This is a genomic window from Pseudoxanthomonas sp. (assembly GCF_036845285.1).
GTDB lineage: Bacteria > Pseudomonadota > Gammaproteobacteria > Xanthomonadales > Xanthomonadaceae > Pseudoxanthomonas_A.
Genome location: NZ_DAIUEE010000001.1, coordinates 20802 through 41825, shown reverse-complemented (window position 1 = coordinate 41825; position 21024 = coordinate 20802). Strand labels below are relative to the sequence as shown.

20 protein-coding genes are annotated in these 21024 nt (G+C 68.7%); 13 read left to right on the top strand and 7 right to left on the bottom strand.

From position 1 onward, the window contains the following. Nucleotides 1-45 precede the first annotated feature (45 nt). From V7060_RS00170 to V7060_RS00145, 6 genes are all read left to right on the top strand, one after another. Nucleotides 46-408 (top strand): hypothetical protein, encoded by a 363-nt coding sequence (locus V7060_RS00170; protein WP_334177645.1) that lies wholly within the window; start codon nucleotides 46-48, stop codon nucleotides 406-408. 9 nt (nucleotides 409-417) lie between these two features. Next, nucleotides 418-891: a phage holin family protein gene (locus V7060_RS00165; RefSeq protein ID WP_334177254.1), complete on the top strand. Its 474-nt coding sequence runs from the start codon at nucleotides 418-420 to the stop codon at nucleotides 889-891. Then, complete coding sequence (locus V7060_RS00160) at nucleotides 891-1322, top strand: hypothetical protein (RefSeq protein WP_334177253.1); 432 nt, start codon at nucleotides 891-893, stop codon at nucleotides 1320-1322. The genes V7060_RS00165 and V7060_RS00160 overlap by 1 nt, the downstream gene beginning before the upstream one ends. Nucleotides 1323-1511: 189 nt before the next feature. Beyond that, nucleotides 1512-2612 (top strand): AI-2E family transporter, encoded by a 1101-nt coding sequence (locus V7060_RS00155; protein ID WP_334177252.1) that lies wholly within the window; start codon nucleotides 1512-1514, stop codon nucleotides 2610-2612. Nucleotides 2613-3452: 840 nt separating this feature from the next. Next, a complete protein-coding gene (locus tag V7060_RS00150) occupies nucleotides 3453-4193 on the top strand; it encodes an HAD-IA family hydrolase (protein WP_334177251.1) in 741 nt (246 codons plus the stop codon). Next, on the top strand, nucleotides 4190-5563 hold the full coding sequence (locus tag V7060_RS00145) for a leucyl aminopeptidase family protein (protein ID WP_334177250.1): 1374 nt from the start codon (nucleotides 4190-4192) through the stop codon (nucleotides 5561-5563). Before V7060_RS00150 ends, V7060_RS00145 begins: the two co-directional genes overlap by 4 nt. Here the strand turns inward: V7060_RS00145 and V7060_RS00140 are convergent. The 5 genes from V7060_RS00140 to V7060_RS00120 form a co-directional block, all read right to left on the bottom strand. Continuing rightward, nucleotides 5548-7260: a diguanylate cyclase gene (locus V7060_RS00140; RefSeq protein WP_334177249.1), complete on the bottom strand. Its 1713-nt coding sequence runs from the start codon at nucleotides 7258-7260 to the stop codon at nucleotides 5548-5550. The two genes, V7060_RS00145 and V7060_RS00140, sit on opposite strands and share 16 nt — an antisense overlap. Nucleotides 7261-7362: 102 nt before the next feature. Beyond that, nucleotides 7363-7965 (bottom strand): response regulator transcription factor, encoded by a 603-nt coding sequence (locus V7060_RS00135; protein ID WP_334177248.1) that lies wholly within the window; start codon nucleotides 7963-7965, stop codon nucleotides 7363-7365. A 206-nt stretch (nucleotides 7966-8171) separates the two neighbouring features. Beyond that, complete coding sequence (locus tag V7060_RS00130; RefSeq protein ID WP_334177247.1) at nucleotides 8172-9371, bottom strand: sensor histidine kinase; 1200 nt, start codon at nucleotides 9369-9371, stop codon at nucleotides 8172-8174. Between the two features lie 24 nt (nucleotides 9372-9395). Then, nucleotides 9396-10154 carry an ABC transporter permease gene (locus tag V7060_RS00125; RefSeq protein WP_334177246.1) on the bottom strand — a complete coding sequence of 253 codons (759 nt, stop codon included), beginning with the start codon at nucleotides 10152-10154 and terminating at the stop codon, nucleotides 9396-9398. Beyond that, nucleotides 10154-11074, bottom strand: coding sequence for an ABC transporter ATP-binding protein (locus V7060_RS00120; RefSeq protein WP_334177245.1), 921 nt, complete (start codon nucleotides 11072-11074; stop codon nucleotides 10154-10156). The genes V7060_RS00125 and V7060_RS00120 overlap by 1 nt, the downstream gene beginning before the upstream one ends. 233 nt (nucleotides 11075-11307) lie before the next feature. Here V7060_RS00120 and V7060_RS00115 point away from each other — a divergent pair, with 233 nt between their 5' ends. The 4 genes from V7060_RS00115 (at nucleotide 11308) to V7060_RS00100 (ending at nucleotide 15937) form a co-directional block, all read left to right on the top strand. After that, entirely contained in the window at nucleotides 11308-12552 is a 1245-nt protein-coding gene (locus tag V7060_RS00115) for an efflux RND transporter periplasmic adaptor subunit (protein WP_334177244.1), read from the top strand. 195 nt (nucleotides 12553-12747) lie between these two features. Further along, a complete protein-coding gene (locus tag V7060_RS00110) occupies nucleotides 12748-13440 on the top strand; it encodes an ABC transporter ATP-binding protein (protein ID WP_334177243.1) in 693 nt (230 codons plus the stop codon). Between the two features lie 12 nt (nucleotides 13441-13452). Beyond that, complete coding sequence (locus tag V7060_RS00105) at nucleotides 13453-14613, top strand: FtsX-like permease family protein (protein WP_334177242.1); 1161 nt, start codon at nucleotides 13453-13455, stop codon at nucleotides 14611-14613. Nucleotides 14614-14626: 13 nt separating this feature from the next. After that, nucleotides 14627-15937 (top strand): ABC transporter permease, encoded by a 1311-nt coding sequence (locus tag V7060_RS00100; RefSeq protein ID WP_334177241.1) that lies wholly within the window; start codon nucleotides 14627-14629, stop codon nucleotides 15935-15937. A 42-nt stretch (nucleotides 15938-15979) separates the two neighbouring features. Here V7060_RS00100 and V7060_RS00095 read toward each other — a convergent pair whose 3' ends face one another. Both V7060_RS00095 and V7060_RS00090 read right to left on the bottom strand, forming a co-directional pair. Beyond that, complete coding sequence (locus V7060_RS00095; RefSeq protein WP_334177240.1) at nucleotides 15980-16588, bottom strand: nucleotidyltransferase family protein; 609 nt, start codon at nucleotides 16586-16588, stop codon at nucleotides 15980-15982. Next, nucleotides 16585-17544 carry an XdhC family protein gene (locus V7060_RS00090; protein ID WP_334177239.1) on the bottom strand — a complete coding sequence of 320 codons (960 nt, stop codon included), beginning with the start codon at nucleotides 17542-17544 and terminating at the stop codon, nucleotides 16585-16587. Before V7060_RS00090 ends, V7060_RS00095 begins: the two co-directional genes overlap by 4 nt. Before the next feature lie 171 nt (nucleotides 17545-17715). Between V7060_RS00090 and V7060_RS00085 the strand changes: the two genes are divergently transcribed. The 3 genes from V7060_RS00085 (at nucleotide 17716) to V7060_RS00075 (ending at nucleotide 21024) form a co-directional block, all read left to right on the top strand. After that, nucleotides 17716-18171, top strand: a complete 456-nt coding sequence (locus tag V7060_RS00085; RefSeq protein ID WP_334177238.1) for a (2Fe-2S)-binding protein — start codon at nucleotides 17716-17718, stop codon at nucleotides 18169-18171. Between the two features lie 64 nt (nucleotides 18172-18235). Beyond that, on the top strand, nucleotides 18236-20428 hold the full coding sequence (locus tag V7060_RS00080) for a xanthine dehydrogenase family protein molybdopterin-binding subunit (RefSeq protein ID WP_334177237.1): 2193 nt from the start codon (nucleotides 18236-18238) through the stop codon (nucleotides 20426-20428). A gap of 8 nt (nucleotides 20429-20436) precedes the next feature. Further along, entirely contained in the window at nucleotides 20437-21024 is a 588-nt protein-coding gene (locus V7060_RS00075; RefSeq protein WP_334177236.1) for a hypothetical protein, read from the top strand.

Here is a 21024-nt window from a genome sequence, read left to right as displayed (position 1 = left end):
CATTAGAGTGGCCCCATCCCCCGCCCGCAGGAGACACCCATGAGCATGCCCACCAATACCGATGCCCTGAAGTCCAACCTCGGCGAAGCCGGCTCGCACCTGGCCTCGGCCGCGGCGGCTGCGGGCGAAGCGATCAAGGGCGCCGCCAGCGCCGCCGGCGACGAGTTGCGCCTGGGCAAGGCGAACGTCAAATCCGAACTGGCCGACGGTGCGCTGTCGGGCCTGGCCGCCGCCGAAGCCGGTGGCGGCGCGGCGCGCGAGCAGGTCGATGCGCTGATGGACAAGGGCCGCGACCTGATCGACAGCGCGGCGGACCTGATCCGCGAACGCCCGATCGCCTCGTTCGGCGTCGCCTTCGCCGCCGGCTGGATCATCGCCAAGCTGGCACGCAGCGGCGGCAACAAGTAAGCCCGCCGCGTGAGCGACGCGCCCCGCGACACCGAAACGCCCCCGCCGCCCGACCTCATCGACAGCCTGAAGGAGGTCGGTGAGGCCGGCCGTGCCGCGTTCGGCTCGGCCAAGGACACCGGCCGCGCAATGCGCGCGCTGGTGTCGGCAGACTTCGCGCTGGCCCGCAGCGCCTTCGGCCGCGCGCTGGCGTGGGCCGGCGTGGCGATCGTGTTCGGCGCCTCGGCCTGGCTGCTGGTCGCCGGCGCCCTGATCGCCTTGATGCAGCGCTTCGGCTTTTCGTGGCTGCAGTCGCTGTCGTTCGCCGCCCTGCTCAGCCTGGCGGTCACCGGCCTGGCGATCTGGAAGGTCGGTCGATACTTCGATTACACCGGCATGCACGCGACGCGTCGCCAGCTGTCCAGACTCGGCCTGTTCGACGAGGACGGCACCGGCGACGACGATCCGCCCGCGCCCTCCGCCACCGCCGACGGAGGAACCTGATGCGTTTCGAGCAATTGCAGCAGCACGTGGAGCGCGCCGAAAAGCGCGTGGAAGTGCGCAGCGCGCATGCCTCGCTGCATTGGACGATCCTCAAGCAGTCCTGGAAGGAGGGCTGGACGCCGGGCCGCATCGTCATCGCCGGCCTCGTCAGTGGCTTCCTGGCGGGCCGCGCAGAACCGCTGCGCGCGATGAACGGCGCGCGCTGGATGCAGATGTTCACCGCAGTCTCCGGTTTCGTCGCCACCGCGCAGGCGGCCGCCGCCGCCGAGCAGGCCGAAGAAGCGGCCGACACCGCACAGGACATGCAGGAACAGGCCGAGGGCATGCAGGCCGACGAAGAGCCGATGGTGGACGAGGCCTTCGATGAGGACGACATCGTGGTCACCGCGCCGCGTCCGGCCGAAGCGGCAACCGAGCTGTCGGAGCGCTGAACTCCGGGGCTTCTGTAGGAGCGACGTGAGTCGCGACCGCACGAAGGAATGCCCCATTGCACCCGGCCTGTGCGGCAACACTGCGGCTTTCCCGTAGCTTCCTGGCCGCCACCGCTCGCGGTCGCGACTCACGTCGCTCCTACAGGGATCACTGCACAATCGCGCATCCTTTCAGGCGGCATCCTGCCCATGAGCACACCTGCGCCACCCGACCCTGCTCCCGCCCCGATCGTCCCTCCTCCATCGCGTCCGCGCGCCTCCACGCCCCTGCTCGTCCTGGCGACGCTGGCCGTCGGCTACACCCTGTGGGCCGCGCAGGAAGTGCTGCTGCCGGTGCTGCTGGCGATGTTCTTCGCGCTGGTCGGCAATCCGATCATCCGCGCGCTGCGGCGGATCTACGTGCCGCGCTTCATGGGCGCACTGATCGTGCTGGTCGGCGGCATGGCCTTCACCGGCCTGCTCGCGCAGAAGATGCTGCCGTCGGCAATGGAATGGGCGCAGCAGGCGCCGCGCGAGATGCGCCAATTGGCACCCAAGCTGCGCGAGCTGACCAAGCCCGTGCAGGACGCCAACAAGGCGGCCGAGAACTTCGCCCGCGCCGCCGCCGGCGGCCAGACCTCCGGCCGGCAGCCGCAGGTCGTGCAGGCCGCCGCCGACGACCCCTACCGCAAGCTGCTGGCCACACCGCGCGTGCTGGCGTCGCTGCTGGCGGTGGTGCTGCTGACGTTCTTCTTCATGGTGTACGGCGAGAACCTGCAGCGCAACGCGATCGCACTGCTGCCCGGACGGCAGCAGAAGAAATTCACCGTCGACATCCTGCACTCGATCGAACGTGAAGTATCGCGCTACGTGCTGACCATCAGCATCATCAACACGGTGGTGGGCTTCGTGTTCGCCGGCGTGCTGTACCTGCTGGGCCTGCCGCTGGCCGAGGCGCTGCTGTGGGGCACGATGGCGGCGCTGCTGAATTTCGCGCCCTACGTGGGGCCGCTGATCGGGATGGTGGCGATGCTGCTGGTGGGGTTCATCAGTTTCGAGCAACCGTTGCAGTCGATGCTGCCGGCGATCACCTACCTGGTGCTGCACACGATCGAAGGCCAGATCGTCACGCCGATCATCCTGGGCCGGCGGATGGCGCTGTCGCCACTGGTGCTGATCCTGGCGCTGATGCTGTTCGGGTGGCTGTGGGGGATGATCGGTTTGTTGCTGGCGGTGCCGCTGCTGGTGTGCGTGAAGCTGGTACTGGGGCGGATCGAGGGCATGGAAGGGTGGGCGCGGCTGCTGGAGTGAGCACGACACCTTCGAGGCATTGAGCCCCTCTCCCACCGGGAGAGGGGTTGGGGTGAGGGCCAACGAAGTCCGGCCCTTTGATCTGCTTTGACGGGCACAACATGCACGATGGGCCGATTGGTTCGATGGCCTTGCGGGACAGATTTTGTTTTCCATGCATGGCGCCGCTCGCCGCGGAGGCCCTACTTTCTTTGCTTGTGCAAAGAAAGTAGGCAAAGAAAGCACACCCCGGCGGTCCGCCCGCCGCAAGCGGCGGGTGCGCAGTCCCGGCGGGAATTTTCGTGCGGGGCATCCTGCCCCGTACGAAAACGGCGCACATCCATGTGCGCCGCCCTACGGGTTTTACCCACCGTGACTGCCGGACCTCAGGGGGCCCAGAAGCCACTCCAGATGCATCCGATGCGAGCTTCGTTTTGCTCTCGTCTTTCGGGCCCCATGAGGCACGGCTAGCGGGCCGGGTAAAACCCGTAGGGCGCCGCCAGGGATGGCGGCGTTTTCGTATGGCATATGGATGTGCCTTACGAAAATTCCCGGCCCGCTCGCGGACCCGGAGCGAAGCGCAGGGCGTGCCGCCTGGGGCGTGTTTCTTTGGTTCCTTTCTTTGCACGAGCAAAGAAAGGGACGCCCTCCGCGGCGAGCGGCGCCATGCCTGCAGGTCAACAGAACCCATCCCTCCGGGCCAAGCAACCCGAAGCGGTGGCGTACATCTGGAGAGGTCCAATGTCCGCACAGGCGGTGGACTTCGTTGCCCCTCACCCCAACCCCTCTCCCGCAGGGAGAGGGGCTTCATCATGGCGCCGGTGAAAGAACCCCTGCCCGCCCGGGTGTAAAATCGCCCCGATGAGCTTCCCCGTCCGCGCCATCACCCTCGACCTCGACGACACCCTCTGGCCGTTCGCCCCCATCGGCGCACGCATCGAGCGCGTCCTCGACGACTGGCTGCGCGAACACAGCCCCGCCACCGCCGCCATGTTTCCCGTCGAGCGCATGCGCGCCGTGCGCGAACAGGTCTTCGACGCCCATCCGCAGTACCTCCACGACCTCAGCCGCCTGCGACGGCTGACGCTGGAGCACGCCCTGCGCGAGAGCGGCGCCGACATGGCGCTGCTGGAACCGGCGTACGAGACCTTCTACGCCGCCCGCAACCAGGTCGAGTACTACCCGGACGCGCTGGAAGCGCTGCAGCGCATCGCCGCGCGCCTGCCGGTCGCCGCGGTGACCAACGGCAACGCCGACCTGCAGCGGATCGGGCTGGGCCACCTGTTCGTGCACCAGGTCCATTCGCGTGAGCACGGCGCGGCGAAACCCGATGCCAGCATCTTCCACGCCGCCTGCGACCTGCTCGGCGTACCGCCAGGCGAAGTGCTCCATGTCGGCGACCACATCGAGATGGATGCGGTCGGCGCGCTGCGGGCCGGCCTGCGCAGTTGCTGGATCAACCGTCCGGAAGACCATGGCGGCCACCCGCGTGCATGGCCGCACGACGCGCTGCGCCCCGACCTGGAATTCACCACCCTCACCGCGCTGGCCGACTGGCTGGACGCGCACCCCGACTTCGCCACGGAACACACCACCGCATGAGCGCCGCCCTCGCCTACATCGACTCCTCCGCCAACGCGCGTCAGCTGCACGTGCTTGCACGCACGCAACTGGCCACGTGGCGCGCGTCGCAGTCGCCGGCCATCAACGCATGGATCGACGCGCAGGCGTTCACCGCCTCGCCCGGCTCGCTGCTGCTGCTTCCCGGCGAAGACGGTCTTGCGGGTGCGGTGGTCGGCATCGGCGATGCGCTCGATCCCTACAGTTATGCGCACGCCCCGTTCGGCCTGCCGGCCGGCGACTGGGAGATCGCGGGCGACCTTGCGGATGACGCGCGCATCGCACTGCAACTGGGCTGGGGCCTCGGCAGCTACCGGTTCGACCGCTACAAGCAGCCCGCACGCAAGCCGGCGCGACTGGTGCTGCCGCAGGCCGATGCCGAAGCGCTCGACCTGCTTGATGCCAGCCTGCAGGTGCGTGACCTGGTCAACACACCGACCGAACACATGGGCCCGGACGACCTGGAAGCCACCGTGCGCGCGCTTGCCGCCACGCATGGCGCGGAGGTGGACGTCATTGCCGGTGAGGCACTGCTCGAACAGAACTTCCCCGCCATCCATGCGGTCGGCCGCGCGTCGCATCGCGCGCCGCGCCTGATCGCGCTGCGCTGGGGCGACGCGTCGCATCCGCACGTGGCGGTGGTCGGCAAGGGCGTGTGCTTCGACACCGGCGGCCTGGACATCAAGCCGGCCGACGGCATGCGCCACATGAAGAAGGACATGGGCGGCGCCGCGCACGCGATCGCGCTGGCCCGACTGGTGATGGCGCGTGCGTTGCCGGTGCGGCTGACGCTGCTGGTGCCGGCAGTCGAGAACGCCATCGGCCCGAATGCGTTCCGCCCCGGCGAAGTGATCGCCACACGCAAGGGCGTCAGCGTCGAGATCGACAACACCGATGCCGAAGGCCGCGTGATCCTGTGCGATGCACTGGCCTATGCCGGCGAACAGGCGCCCGAGCTGCTGCTGGACTTCGCCACGCTGACCGGCGCGGCGCGCATCGCGCTGGGGCCGGACCTGCCGGCGCTGTTCGCCAACGACGATGCGCTCGCCCACGACTGGATAACGGCAGGCGAGCGCATGCGCGACCCGGTGTGGCGCATGCCGTTGTGGCGTCCATACCTGCGTTATCTCACCAGTGGCATCGCCGACCTGGCCAATGCCGGCTCACGCATGGCCGGTGCGGTCACCGCCGCGCTGTATCTCGAACGCTTCGTCCCCGATGGCATGAAGTGGGCGCATCTGGACGTCTACGCCTGGAACGACAGCGACCGCGCCGGGCGTCCGGCCGGTGGCGAAGCGCTGGCGCTGCGCAGCGCGTACGCGATGCTGAAGGCGCGTTACGCCGCCGACTGATCGCCGGCCAGGTCCAGCGTCGCGGTTTCGACGCGGTTGCGGCCGGCGTGCTTGGCGCGATAGAGCGCGGCGTCCGCATGCCGCATCAGGCTTTCGCCCAGCCCGCCGTGCTGCGGGAACATCGCCACGCCGATCGACACCGTCACCGGCGGCAGTTCCTGCCCCAGGTGCATCACCCGCATACCTTCCACGCCGGCACGGATCGCTTCCGCGCGCGCCTGCACGGTGAGCGGATCGGCTTCCGGCAGGATCAGGGTGAACTCCTCGCCACCGTAGCGACAGGCGATGTCCTCGTCGCGCGACAGCGCCTGCAGCAGGCGGCCGAACTCGGACAGCAGCGCGTCGCCGCCGGCATGCCCATGCAGGTCGTTGAAGCGCTTGAAGTGGTCCAGGTCCAGCATCATCAGGCCGAGCGGCATCCCGCGGCGCTCGCAGCGCGCCAGTTCGCGCGCCAGCGATTCTTCCAGGTAGCGGCGGTTGAACAGGCCGGTCAGCGGCTCGCGGATCGACTGCACGCGCAGGCGCGCCTGCAGGTCCAGGCTGGAGAGCGCCATCGACAGCTGTTCGGCGGCGGTCTTCACCAGGTCCAGGCGCGCGAGGAAGGCGTCGTCATGGCTGGACAGGTACAGCAAACCCAGCTGGCTGCCCTGCGCGATCAGCGGCACGCAGGCGTAGGTCGGCGTGGCGCCGAGCGACGGCGTGGACACGTGATTGCACGGCAGCAGTTCGTGGTGCGCGCGGTGGATATGCGGTTGGCCACGGCGCAGCGCCCAGCAATCCGGCAGCGGGAACATCGCCGGCCCGTTGATCGCATGCTCACCCCAGTGCGCGACTTCCTCGGCATAGTCCTGCGAGGCGCGCACGCGATAGAGCGTGCCACCGGTCTCCGGCAGCAGGCGGGAGAAGTACTGGGTGGCCAGGCCGATCGCCTCCTCGGCGCGCACGCAGCTCTGCAGCATGCCGCCATAGCGGCTGAGTTCGTTGAGGTCGGCACCGTGCTGTTCCAGCGCCTGGATGTTGCGCACCAGGTCGCCGCGCGCGTCGTCGCCATCGGCCTCGGCACGGGCGCGGTGGCGGATCTCGGCGACCAGCCAGCCGTACACCACGGCGATGATGACCAGGCCCAGCGGAATACCGAGGATCGCCAGCGCACGCAGCAGGTTGGCGCTTGTGCGGCTGGACTCGGCGCGCTGCACCAGCAACTGCTGTTCGCTGGCCACGAGCTGTCGTGCCTGTGCGCGCAGGGCGGCCGAGCTGCGGCGCGCTTCCTGGCCGATCGAGCGTTGCGCCGAGGCGAGGCCACCGGTGGCGTAATTGCCGAGGATGGCGTCCATCTGCCCGAGCCGGCGTTCGATCTCGAGTTTCCACGCCAGCACCCGCCGGCTCTGGTCGGGATTGTCGCGCACCAGAGCCTGCAGCTTCACCATCATCTCGGGCAGGTCGCCACGACTGCGCTGGTAATCGGCCAGGTAGTCGACGTCGGCGGTCAACAGGTAGCCGCGCTGCGCGGATTCGCCATCGCGCAGCTGCGCTTCGATGGCGACCACCAGCGCGATCACTTCGTTGGTGTGCGAGACGCGGTTGGCGTCGACGATGAAACGCTGCGCGCCGAGCACCACGCCGACGCCGACCGCGACGAAGATCAGCGCGGCGGCGAGCAGGCCGAGGCGATTGGCAAGACGGCGGCGTTGTGGCATTCCGTGGGGGCGCGGCAATGGTCGGGCCAGACTAGGTCGCACTGCCCCGGGAGACAACCCGGCGCACACCGGAAGTGCCAACCACGGCACATCCTGGCGGCGCTATAGCCACCCGCGCTGGCGCGCGAGCCGGTACGCCTCGATGCGATTGGCGACGCCGAGCTTGCCGATCGCCTCGGACAGGTAGTTGCGCACGGTGCCCTGCGAGAGGTTCAGCTGCTTCGCGATGTCGCCGGCCGACTGGCCTTCACCGGCCAGCCGAAGCACCTGGCGTTCACGGTCGTTGAGCGGATCCGCCTCCGACCACGCTTCAAGCGCGAGTTGCGGATCGATGGCGCGCCCGCCGCGATGCACCTTGCGCAAGGCCTCCGCCAGGTCCTCGGCGGGCGCATCCTTCAGCAGGTAGCCGGACACGCCAGCATCGAGCGCGCGCCGCAGGAAGCCGCCGCGCGCGAACGTGGTGACGATGACGACCTTGCAGGGCAGGTCATGCCGCTGGATGCGCTGTGCCAGCTCCAGGCCGCTCAGGCCCGGCATCTCGATGTCGGTGACCAGCAGGTCCGGCTTCAGCCGCTGCAACTCGCGCCACGCTGCCTCGCCGTCGGCCGCGCTGCCGACCACCTCGATGTCGCTTTCCATGCCGAGCAATGCGGTGAGCGCACCCCGCACCATGGCCTGGTCTTCGGCAAGCAGTACGCGGATCATCGGCACATCACGGCGACGGGGTCGGAGGACACGCTAGCAAATCACGCTAGCAAAGTGGGCGCGCGCTTTACTGTAGGAGCGACGTAAGTCGCGATCGCAGCGCATGAACTCTCTGATATGCCGGCCAAAAAGAGGGGGGTGTCTGCGTACACCCGACCGCACAGCTTCGCCCGACTTCATTGGAACCGAGGCCATGCGGTCGCGACTTACGTCGCTCCTACAGTGCCTTCGTTGTGCTTCGCGGTGCGCGATGGCTCGTCCTCCCGCGACGGCAACGGCAGCACGATCTCCACGCAGGTGCCCTGCCGCAGCGTCGACTCGATGCGCAGGCGACCCCCACGCGATTCGACCCGCTCGCGCATGCCGCCCAGGCCGTTGCCGGGCACGGCCGCGCTGCCGACGCCGTTGTCGCGGATGCGCAGCTGCACCTGGTCGTCCGTGGATGCGAGCGATACCTCGGCGAGCGTGGCGCGGGCATGGCGCTGGATGTTGGTGACCGCTTCGCGCAGGGCCAGTGCAAGCACGGTTTCAAGATCGGGCGGCACCACCACCTCCTGCGCGTCGTAGCGCAGCGTGATGCCGTCCGACTCCAGCAGCAGTTTCGCCGAGGCCAGTTCGGCCGCCAGGCCGGCGGCACGGATGCCGGTGACCGCGCGTCGCACCTGCGCCAGCGCATCGCGAGCCACGCGACTGACCTCGACGATCTCGTTGCGCGCCGCCTGCGGATCGCGTTCGATCAGCCGACCGGCGAGATCCGACTTCAGCGCCACCAGCGACAGCGTATGGCCGAGCAGGTCGTGCAGGTCGCGGCCGATGCGCTCGCGCTCGGCCAGCGCGGCCAGCCGCCGGACTTCCTCGTGCGACAGCTTCAGCTCCGCGCGCTTGCGCACGGTTTCCGACTGGAAGTAGTTGCCGGTGAACACCGCCACCGAGATGATCGCCGTCACCACCGGCACGAAGACGGGAAAACCGAGCCAGACCCCCATGCCGCAGTACCCTGCCAGCAGCACCAGCAGCGCACCCACGCGCATCCACAGCCTGCCGGGAAGCAGGGCCACGAAGGCCGCCGCATAGATCACGTACGTGTTGGAGAACGCATTGAACGACATCAGGCCGTAGCCCAGCGCGGCAATCCCCACCGTGCACAGCACGCGCGTCATCGCGCTGCCGCGGTACGCCAGGAAGTACATCGGCAGGAACACGGCGATGGACAGCAGCGTGGGCCACAGGTACCAGCGCACGCTCTGGCCCCAGTTGGCGTTGGAAGGCACCAGCAGCGGCACGAACAGGAATACGAGGTAGCCCAGCAGGAAGATCGGCATCCAGCCCAGGCCGAGCGCCTCGGGAATCAGGCGATCCCGCACGCGGGTGGCCGTGCGCAGCAAGGGAGAGGCAAGCAGGTTCATCGACGACTCCTTGTGCCGGCCGGCTCACCGCGCCAGGCGGCGGCGCGCCAGCACGAAGAACACCACGGTGATCGCGACCAGCACGGCGACATGCAGGGCCAGCGGCCGTCCCGCATCCATGCCGACCACCTTCTGCGCGATCTGCGCCAGATGATACGCCGGCCATGCGGGTGCGACGGACTGCAGGACGCCGGGCAGCATCGACAGCGGCACCCACAGGCCGGACAGGAACGCCATCGGCAGGTAGATCAGGTTGATCAGCGCCGGCGCACCGCGCCCGCTCACCAGTGTCCCCAGCCACAGGCCGAGCGCGCTGAAGGGCAGCACGCCGACCAGGCAGGTCGCCACCAGCGCCAGCCACTGCAGCGTGGACAGCCGCACGCCGGCCACGCCGACCGCCAGCGTGCCGAGCAGCAGCAGGATGATCGCCGCGAACAGCACCGCCATCGCCATCTTGGCGACGAGATACGCGCCCGGCGGCATTGGTTGCGCGCGCTTCAGGGTCAGCAGGCCCTGTTCGCGGTCCATCGCCACGGTCACGCCGAAACCGAACAGTGCCACACCCATCACGCCGAACACGCTGTAGCCCGCCAGCATGTAAGTGGCGGCGGCAGGTCCACCCTTGCCGCCCAGCAGCACGCCGAACAGCAGGTAGAACACCGGCGGGAACAGCAGGCAGGGTAGCGAGAACGACGGCGTGCGCAGCAGGCGCAGGAATTCGTAGCGCGCTTCCAGCAGGTAGGCGCGGCGGGAGGAAAACGGAACAGCGGCGATCGTGTCCATCAGGCGGCCTCCTGGTCGGTGGCATCACGGGTGAGGGCAAGGAAGGCGTCGGCCAGGCCGGCGCGCTGTACTTCCAGGTCGGACAGGGCGGCGTCTTCGGCCAGCAGGCGACGGACGACGGTTTCGGCCGCGTCGGCGACGATCTCCAGCCGCGCCCCGTCACGCTGCGCGCGTTGCACGCCCGGCCAGCCCTGTATCCGTTCGGCCGGCAGCGCGCTGGTGCAGCGGATGCGGCGCTGGGCCACGTGCGCGCGGATCTGCGCGACGGTCCCTTCCGCCACCACGCGTCCATGGTTCACCACCACCACGCGGTCGGCGAGTGCTTCGGCTTCTTCCAGATAGTGAGTGGTCAGCAGCACCGCGCAGCCCTGTGCGCGCAGTTCGCGGATCGCCTTCCACAGGGTCTGTCGCGCATCGATGTCGAGGCCGGTGGTGGGTTCGTCGAGGAACAGCAGCTCGGGCCGGCCGCAGATGGCGAGCGCGAACTGCACGCGCCGCTGTTGCCCGCCGGACAGTTGGCCGTAGCCGCGCGCCATCAGGCCATCGAGGCCGGCCAGCGCGACCAGGTCCGCCACGCTGCGCGGCTGCGGGTAGTAGGCGCGCGTCAGGTCGATCAGCTCGCGCACTTTCAACGTGTCGGGCACGGCCGCCGACTGCAGCATCACGCCGGCACGGCGACGCGCGTCCAGCGACTGCGGCGGCAGGCCGAACAGCTCGACGGTGCCGGCGTCGGCGCGCTGCAGGCCCAGCAGCAGGCCGATCGCGGTGCTCTTGCCGGCACCGTTCGGGCCGAGCAGGGCCAGCACCTGGCCGGCCGGCAGCGCCAGGTCCAGGCCATCCAGTGCCAGGGTCTTGCCATAGTGGTGGCGCACGCCGCGCAGGCGGGCCAGCGGTGCGGAGGTCAGGCTTGCGACGTTCATGCGACGGTCTCGTCGGAGGGTGCCGCCATGTTGCCGATCGAGGTGCCGCGTGATGAGTGCAGGCCCTCAGGCGAATCAGGTGACAGGTGTCACTGGGATGCGGCGCCCCGCTGGCCCAGGATGCGTCCCGTGGCAGGCGGTGGCCGGCCATCGCCGCACGAAGTGACTTCCGGCAACTAGGCTTCCGTTACCCTTGCTGGTCACACTTCCCCGCATTCACCGTCTGGATACGCATGAACAGCTCTGCCGACCTGCTGAAGGAACTCCGTATCGACCGCAAGGCGCCGCCGCCCGCCCCGCCGTCGCGTCGTGGCCTGTGGATCACGCTGGCGGTGGTGGCCGTGCTGCTGGCGCTGGCCGCTGCGGCCTGGGCGCTGCTGGGGCGCGAGAAGCCGATCGAAGTGCGGACCGCGCCGACCGTCGCACTCGGCGGCGGTGGCGCGTCCGCCTCGGTGCTGGATGCGTCCGGCTATGTGGTCGCGCGCCGCATGGCGACGGTGTCGGCCAAGGTCACCGGCAAGGTGCAGGAAGTGCTGATCGAGGAAGGCATGCGGGTCGAGGCCGGCCAGGTACTGGCGCGGCTGGAACCGATCGACGCCGATGCCGACCGCGCGCTGTCGCAGAGCCAGCTGCAGGCCGCGCGCAGCCAGACCGGCGGTGTGCAGGCGCAGTTGGTGGAAGCCGAGGCGAACGCGCGCCGCCTGTCGTCGCTGGTCGCACAGCAACTGGTGTCGAAGGCGCAGTACGACCAGGCCATCGCCCAGCGCGACCTGCTGCGCGCGCAGTTGCTGACCGCGCAGCGCAACGAGCGCACCGCCGCCGACCGCCTGAAGATCGCCGACATCGGCCTGGACAACACCATCGTGCGCGCCCCGTTCGCCGGCGTGGTGATCGCCAAGGCCGCGCAACCGGGCGAAATCGTCTCGCCGCTGTCGGCCGGCGGCGGCTTCACCCGCACCGGCATCGGCACCATCGTCGACATGGAGTCGCTGGAAGTGGAAGTGGAGGTCAACGAGTCCTTCATCGGCCGCGTGCAGCCGAAGATGCCGATCCAGGCCACGCTGAACGCCTATCCCGAGTGGCAGATCCCCGGCGAGGTGATCGCCATCATTCCGACCGCCGACCGCAGCAAGGCCACCGTCAAGGTGCGCGTGGCGCTGAACGTCAAGGACCCGCGCATCGTGCCCGACATGGGCGTGCGCGTGAGCTTCCTGGAAGCCGCCAAGCCGCAGCAGGCCGATCAGCCCAAGGGCGTGCGCGTTCCCGGCGCCGCGGTGGTCGAGCGCAATGGCGCGCAGGTGGCTTTCGTGGTCGGCGACGACGATACCGTGCAGCAGCACGGCCTGAAGGTCGCCGGCAAGCTGGGCGACGACGTCCACGTCACCGAGGGACTGCAGGCCGGCGAGACCGTCGTGCTGGACCCACCCGCCGAACTGAAGGACGGTGCCAAGGTCGTGCTGGCCGAAGACACCGAGTAAAGGGTCCATCGCGTGAGGATCTCCCTCGCACGGCGAATCACCGGACTATCCGCGCCTCTCCACCGGCGCGTGTCGATCCCGGGCGACGCCCTCCGTCGTCCTGACGGGCGGACCGTGTCCATCGAGGACGAGTTCCGCCCTGTACGAACCGCAGCATCGCCGTTCGCCTTCCCGCCTCCAACAAGGACCTTGCCGATGTCTTCCCTGGTTTCCATCCGCAACCTCACCAAGACCTACCAGCGCGGCCCCGAAAAGGTGCAGGTGCTGCACGGCATCGACCTGGACATCCCGCATGGCGACTTCGTCGCGCTGATGGGTCCGTCCGGCTCCGGCAAGACCACGCTGCTCAACCTGATCGGCGGCCTCGACACGCCCAGCGGCGGCGAGATCGAGATCGAGGGCCAGCGCATCGACCGCATGAACGACGGCCAGCTCGCGCATTGGCGCAGCTCGCACGTCGGCTTCGTGTTCCAGTTCTACAACCTGATGCCCACGCTGACCGCGCAGCGCAACGTCGAACTGCCGCTGCTGCTGACCAAGCTCGGCGGCGCGCAGCGCAAGCGCAACGCGGAGATCGCGTTGCAGCTGGTCGGCCTGGCCGACCGCAAGTCGCACCGCCCCAACGAACTGTCCGGCGGCCAGCAGCAGCGCGTGGCGATCGCGCGCGCCATTGTGTCCGACCCGACGTTCCTGATCTGCGACGAACCGACCGGCGACCTCGACCGTCATTCGGCCGAGGAGATCCTCAACCTGCTGCAGATGCTCAACAAGGAACACGGCAAGACCATCATCATGGTCACGCACGATCCCAAGGCAGCCGAGTACGCCACCCACACCATCCACCTGGACAAGGGCGAACTGGCCGACGCCCCCGTCGGCGCGCACTGACCGGAGGCGGACATGAAATATTTCTCGCTGATATGGTCGGCGCTGTTCCGCAGCAAGACGCGGACGTCGTTGACGTTGCTGTCCGTGGTCGCGGCCTTCCTGCTGTTCGGCCTGCTCGACTCGGTGCGCGTGGCGTTCAATTCCGGCGGCAGCGTGGCCGGTGCGGACCGCCTGGTCGTTGCCTCGCGGTTGTCCATCACGCAGATGCTGCCATACAGCCTGGCGGCCAGAATCGACGCAACGCCGGGTGTGAAGAAGAGCGCCTACGCCGCCTGGTTCGGTGGCATCTACAAGGACCCGAAGAATTTCTTCCCGAACTTCTCTGTCGGCCCCGGCTACATGGACATGTACCCGGAATACGTCATCGACCCCGCGCAGCTGAAGGCCTGGGAAGCCGACCGCACCGGCGCCATCGTCGGCGAGAACCTGGCCAGGCGCTTCGGCTGGAAGATCGGCGACACCATCCCGCTGCAGGCGACGATCTTCCCGCAGAAGGACGGCAGCAATGCATGGCCGCTGACGCTGCGCGGCACGTTCAAGCTGGCCGACAGCAAGCGCAAGGGTGAAGAGAACCAGTTGCTGTTCCACTGGAAGTACTTCGACGAGGCCAACCAGTACGTCAACGGCCAGATCGGCTGGTACATGGTGAAGCTGGACAACGTGAACCACGCCACCCGCGTGGCCAACGCCATCGATGCGATCTCGGCCAACTCCTCGCATGAGACCAAGACGCAGACCGAGCAGGCCTTCAACCAATCGTTCGCCAAGCAGTTCGCCGACATCGGCCTGATCGTCACCGCGATCATGGCGGCGGTGTTCTTCACCCTGCTGCTGCTGACCGGCAACACCATGGCGCAGGCGGTGCGCGAGCGCGTTCCGGAACTCGCGGTGCTGAAGACGCTGGGCTTCACCAACGGCACCGTGCTGGTGCTCGTCCTGGTCGAATCGGTGCTGCTGATCGTGCTGGGCGGTGTACTGGGCATGGCGATCGCCTCGGCCATCATCCCGGTGCTGAGCGGCGCCAGCAACGGCATGATCGCGTTGCCGTCCATCCCGGCACAGACCTGGGGCGTGGGCCTGGGATTGATGGTCGCGATCGGGTTGGTCGTTGGCGCATTGCCCGCCACGCGTGCGATGCGGTTGAAGATCGTCGATGCATTGGCCGGCCGCTGACAGGAGACATGACATGAAGAAGCAATGGTTGGGCAACCTCATCTCCATCGTGGCGCTGGTCGTCGGCCTGAGCGTGTGGATCGTGTTGCCGTGGTACGCGGTGCTCGGCATCGCCGTGGCGCTGGCACTGTGGCTGTTCCTCACCCGCAGCGGGCGGCTGTCGCTGGAGGCCGCGAAGATCGGCGTCGCCAGCCTGCCGCAACGCTGGGGCGCCTCGTCGGTGATCGTGGTCGGCATTGCCGGCGTGGTCGGCGTGCTGGTGGCGATGCTGGCGATGGGCGAAGGCTTTTCGGCGACGCTCAAGCAGACCGGCGGCGAAGACACCGCCATCGTGCTGCGTGGCGGCTCGCAGGCGGAGACCAACTCGGTCATCACCCGCGACCAGGTGCCGCTGATCTCGACACTGGCGGGCGTCGCCAAGGGCAAGGACGGGCGCGCACTGCTGTCGCCGGAACTGTCGCAGATCGTCAACCTGCCGACGACCAGTACCGGCGAGGACGCCAACGCGCAGTTCCGCGGCGTCAGCGATGCCGCGTGGGCGATCCGCCCGCAGGTGAAGCTGACCGAGGGTCGCAAGTTCAACGTCGGCGTGCGCGAGATCGTCGTCGGCCAGGGCGCGAAGGGCCAGTACCGCGGACTGGACGTCGGCAAGACGCTGAAGCTGGGCAACCAGGAGTGGACGGTCGTCGGTGTGTTCGCCTCCGGCGATGCGCACGACTCGGAGCTGTGGACCGACATCGACACGCTGTCGTCGGCCTACGACCGCCGCGCCTACCAGTCGGTCACCGTGCGCACCGAAGGCAAGGCCGGCTTCGACCAGTTCAAGCAGGCGATGGAGAACGACCCGCGTCTGAAGCTGGACGTGCTGACCACGCGCGACTACTACACCAAGCAATCGACCGGCCTGAACACGCTGATCAAGGTGCTCGGTACGGTGATCGGCACCATCATGGCGATCGGCGCGGTATTCGGTGCGCTCAACACCATGTATGCGGCCGTCGCCGGGCGTGCGCGAGAGATCGCCACGATGCGCGCGATCGGCTTCCGCGGCCTGCCGGTGGTGATGGCGGTGATGCTGGAGACGATGCTGCTGGCGCTGCTGGGCGGACTGCTCGGCGGGTTGATCGCCTGGGTGGTGTTCAACGGCTACAGCGTGGCCACGCTGGGCAGCAACTTCAGCCAGGTGGTGTTCCAGTTCAAGGTCACACCGGAGCTGCTGTGGAGTGGCTTGAAGTGGGCGCTCGGCATCGGCCTGGTCGGCGGCCTGTTCCCCGCGCTGCGTGCGGCCCGCCTGCCGATCACGCAGGCGCTGCGCGCGATCTGACGGATCCGCGAGGGTGCCGGCACGGCCGGCGCCCTCGTTGGGTCACGACACCAGATCCAGCCATCCCTTCGCGATGGCGGCGTCCATGTCGTCCGGCGTATCGATGTCGTAGGCCAGCTCTGGCGCATCGCAAGCGGCGACATCCAGACCTTCGCCATTGAGCACATCGCGTAGGCCACGGTCGCCATCGGGCAGTGTCCTGGCGCGACGCAGAACGTTCGCCGACACCCATGCCGGCACGCCGATCTTGTCACCGAAGCGTGTTCCTGCCGAACCTGTTGAAGACCGTTCCGCGGCAGCCCGCAATGCCAGCAAGTGCGGCGACGCCAATGCCGGCTGATCGCAGGTCAGCAGCAGCGTCGCGCCTTCGTGCGTGGCGAGTGCGTCGGCGGCCAGGCGCAGGCTGCCGGCCATGCCGGTTTGCCATGCGACATTGACGACGCAGTCGAGCGGCAGATCGTCCAGCGCAATTCGCATCTGGTCCGCATGCGCGCCGACGACAACCAGTACGCGCGCCGCGCCCGACTCCAGTGCCAGTCGTGCGGCACGGTGCACCAGGGTTTCACCGTCACACGTCAGCAGTTGTTTCGCTCGCCCCAGCCGCGTGCTGTCACCGGCGGCCAACACGACGGCGGCATGCACCAGGTTCATGCGGATTCACCGTGATGCCACGCCTGCAGTTGCGCGGCGATGCTCAGCGCGATCGCTTCCGGCCCCTGCCCGCCCAGTTTCAGGCCGATGGGTGAATGCAGTCGCGACAGCAGCGATGCGTGCAGCGCGTGCGGGATCACCCGCAACAGGTCTTCGCGTCGGCGCACCGGGCCGAGCAGGCCGATGAAGGGGATGGCGGTATCGGCGAGCGCGACCAGCGCTTCACGGTCGTGTTCGAAATGGTGGTGCATCACTAGCGCCGCGTCCGGCGCAGGATGCAGCGTCCGCAGGGCCTCGTCGGGCGACTGCATCCGCCAGTCATCCGCGACCTCATCCGCGGGCACCCAGCGCGCGCGCCGTTCCACCACGGTGACGTGCCAGCCGAGCTGGCGCAGCCACGCCACCAGCATGCGCGTCTCGGGACCGGCACCGAAGATCGCGACGCGTGGCGGTGGCGGCACCGTCACCTCGCCTGCGATGTCGGCCGTAGCGGATGTCGCGACGGGCAGCGCCCATGTCCGTGCGGCGTCGCCCGCGCTCGCGGACACGGTGCCTTCGCCGGTCAGCCGCAGCGACAGCGGACCCGCGCCCTGCCACCACGCCTGCACCACCTGCGACCAGCCCGGCAGGCGGTCCAGCGGCAGCAGCGCGAGATGCAGCCGTCCGCGGCAACCGACTGCCGAGCCGGCCAACAGGTCTTCGTCGTCGCGCGTGTCGATGTCCATGGCGTCCAGGCCTCCGCCGGCCACCGCGTGCCGCGCACGACGTGCGATCTCCGGCTCCAGGCATCCGCCGCTCAACCAACCGGTTTGCGCATCGTCGGAAGCGAACACCGCCATTGCGCCCTGCCGCACATACGTCGAGCCCTCGGTGGCGACGACCACGACCAGCACTCTGCCGTCGCCAGCCTCGCTGGCGCGCGCGGAGACTTCCAGTGGGTGGCGATGGACCGACATGCGCATCACGATGGCGCAAGCGCGTGCCTGATGGCAACGGCCCGCCGACCGTCCGGCACATCGGGCAAACATGCCGGAGGATCGTGCAAGCGGCAGCCGCCGTTTTCACTGGCGGGCCATGGGAGCACGGAGTATCGTCGACCGGTCCCACGCCGCCGCCAGGGAGACACCATGAAGTTGAACGTCAATGGGTCGGAGCGCGAAGTCGACGCGACCGACGACATGCCGCTGCTCTGGGTCCTGCGCGACCTGATGGGCCTCACCGGAACCAAGTTCGGCTGCGGCATCGCGCAATGCGGCGCCTGCACCGTGCATGTGGACGGTTCACCGTTGCGCGCCTGCGTCACGCCCGCCTCCGCCGTCGCCGGCAAGAAGATTACGACCATCGAAGGCCTGTCCGCCGACGGTTCGCATCCCGTGCAGAAGGCATGGGCGGAACTGGATGTCGTGCAATGCGGCTACTGCCAGTCCGGCCAGATCATGTCGGCCGCCGCGCTGTTGGCGGTGGTGCCTGCGCCGACCGACAACGACATCGACCATGCACTGTCCGGCAACCTCTGCCGGTGCGGCACCTACCAGCGCATCCGCGCCGCCGTGCATCGCGCGGCCGAGCTGGGGAAGGCCTGAATCCCACGCCGCCGCGGCACGTGTTGCCGTGGCTCCGATCCGATGTTCGACGGAGGTCGTGTCCGTGAACCTTGAACTGAAATCCTCGCGCCGCGGCTTCCTGCGCTCCACCGCCCTGGTCGGCGGCGGCCTGGTCGTCGCGATCGCCGTACCCGGCGCACGCCGCTTCGCCTGGGCGCAGGAAGCCCAACCGGCCGCAGCCGCCGCGTTCGCGCCGAACGCCTTCCTGCGCATCGCCGCCGACGACTCGATCACTGTGCTGCTTGCGCATGCCGAGATGGGCCAGGGTATCTGGACCACGCTGCCGATGCTGATCGCCGAAGAACTCGACGCCGATTGGTCGAAGGTCCGCGTCGAACATGGCCCGGCCGACAAGGCCTATACCAGCCCTGTGTTCGGCATGCAGGGCACCGGCGGCTCGACCACCACGTGGTCCGAGTTCGACCGCTATCGCCAGGCCGGTGCGATCGCCCGCGCCATGCTGCTGCAGGCCGCGGCCGCGCGCCTCAACGTGCCGGTGGACCAGTTGCGCACCGAGAACGGCGCGGTGGTGTCGGGCACGCAACGCCTGCGCTACGGCGAACTCGCCGATGACGCCGGCAAGCAGGCGCCGCCCGCGCTGGATACGTTGAAGCTGCGCGACCCCAAGGACTGGAAGCTGATCGGCAAGGCGACCAAGCGGCTGGACACGCCGGAGAAGATCACCGGCAAGGCGAAGTTCGGCATGGACGTGCAGTTCGATGGCCTGCTGACCGCCGTCGTGCAGCGCTCGCCGGTGTTCGGCGGCAAGGTCAAGTCGTTCGATGCCACCGCGGCGCGTGCCGTGCGCGGCGTGCGCGACGTGGTGCAGGTGCCGAGCGGTGTCGCCGTGGTGGCCGAGCACTTCTGGGCCGCCAAGCTCGGCCGCGACGCGCTGCAGGTCGTCTGGGAAGCTGGCGAAGGCGCCAAGCTGGACAGCGTCGTGCTGCGGCAGCAGTTCTCGCAGCTGGCGACCGAGGAAGGTCCGACCGCTGCGAGCGCTGGCGACGTCATCGCTGCATTGAGCAAGGCTGCGAAGACCGTCGATGCCGAATACGCCGTCCCCTATCTCGCGCATGCGGCGATGGAACCGCTGAACTGCACGGTGAAGATCGGCGACGGCGAGTGCGACATCTGGTGCGGCACGCAGTTCCCCACGTTGGACCAGAACAGCACCGCCGGGATCCTCGGCATTCCACCGGAAAAGGTCCGCATCCACACGCCGTTCCTCGGCGGCGGCTTCGGTCGCCGCGCCACGCCCACGTCGGATGTCGTGTCCGAAGCCGTGGAAGTCGCCAGGGCGGCCAAGGCGTCGGTCAAGACCGTGTGGACGCGCGAGGACGATACGCGGGGCGGCTACTACCGTTCCGCCTTCGTCGAAAAGGCGAAAGTCGGCCTGGGCGAAGACGGGCTGCCGGTCGCCTGGCACCAGGTGATGGTGGGCCAGTCGATCATGGCCGGTACCTTCATGGAAGCGATGATGGTGAAGAACGGCATCGACGCCACCTCGACCGAAGGCGTCGCCGATTCACCCTACGTGCTCGGCACGCCAGCGCATCGCGTCGACCTGCATTCGCCGAAGACCGGCATCCCGGTGCTGTGGTGGCGCTCGGTGGGACACAGCGTCAATGGCTTCGTGATGGAAAGCCTGGTGGACGAACTGGCGCATGCCGCCGGCAAGGATCCGGTGGAGTACCGCCGCACTCTGTTGAAGGACCATCCGCGCCACCTCGCGGCCTTGAACCTCGCAGCAGAAAAGTCCGGCTGGACCACGCCCGCGCCGCAGGGTCGCGCGCGCGGCGTCGCCGTGCACGAATCGTTCGGCAGCTACGTCGCGCAGGTGGCCGAGGTCTCGGTGGAGGACGGACAGATCCGCGTGCATCGCGTGGTCTGCGCGATCGACTGCGGCGTGGCGGTGAACCCGGGTGCCGTCGAGGCGCAGATGGAGTCCGGCATCGTGTTCGGCCTGGGCGCGGCGCTGCACGGCGCGCTGACGCTGAAAGAAGGCCAGGTGCAGGAGTCGAACTACCACGACTATCGCGTGCTGCGCCTGCACGAGATGCCCAGGGTGGAGGTCCATATCGTGGCGAGCACCGAGAAGATGGGCGGCGTCGGCGAACCCGGTACGCCGCCGATCGCCCCGGCCGTGGCGAATGCGGTGTTCAAGCTGACCGGACAACGGTTGCGCGAACTGCCGCTGCGCCTGCCGACGCCCGCCTCCTCCACACCGACTGCCTGAGGCCTGCCATGCGCATCCTGATGATGTCGTTGACCGTCCTCCTGCTCGTCGCCTGCAAGCCCCGCATCAGCGAGGAACAGAAGGCGCAGGCACTGACCGCGTTCGCGACGGTGGAAAAGGTGTTCCAGCATCCCCGTTGCAGCAACTGCCACATCCCCGGCGACGCACCGCTGCAGTTCGATACGCAGACGCCGCACGCGATGAACGTCGCGCGCGGTCCCGATGGCAAGGGCGCGCCCGGCCTGCCCTGCTCCACCTGCCATGCCGAACAGAACGCGCCGGCGAGCTATGGCCCGCACGCGCCGCCCGGCGCACCGCACTGGCAGCTGCCGCCACCCGACCACAAGATGGCGTGGATCGGCCTGCCCGCCGACCAGCTGTGCGCGATGATCCAGGACAAGAAACGCAACGGCGGCCGCGACTTCGACGCGCTGGTCAAGCACGTGGCCGAGGACAAGCTGGTGCTGTGGGGCTGGAACCCGGGCGGCGAACGCGCACCGGTGCCGGTACCGCATGACCAGTTCGTCGCCGCCTTCAAGACGTGGACCGCGGCAGGCGGCCCCTGTCCCGCGCCGGCAGCGAAGACGTCCGGCTGA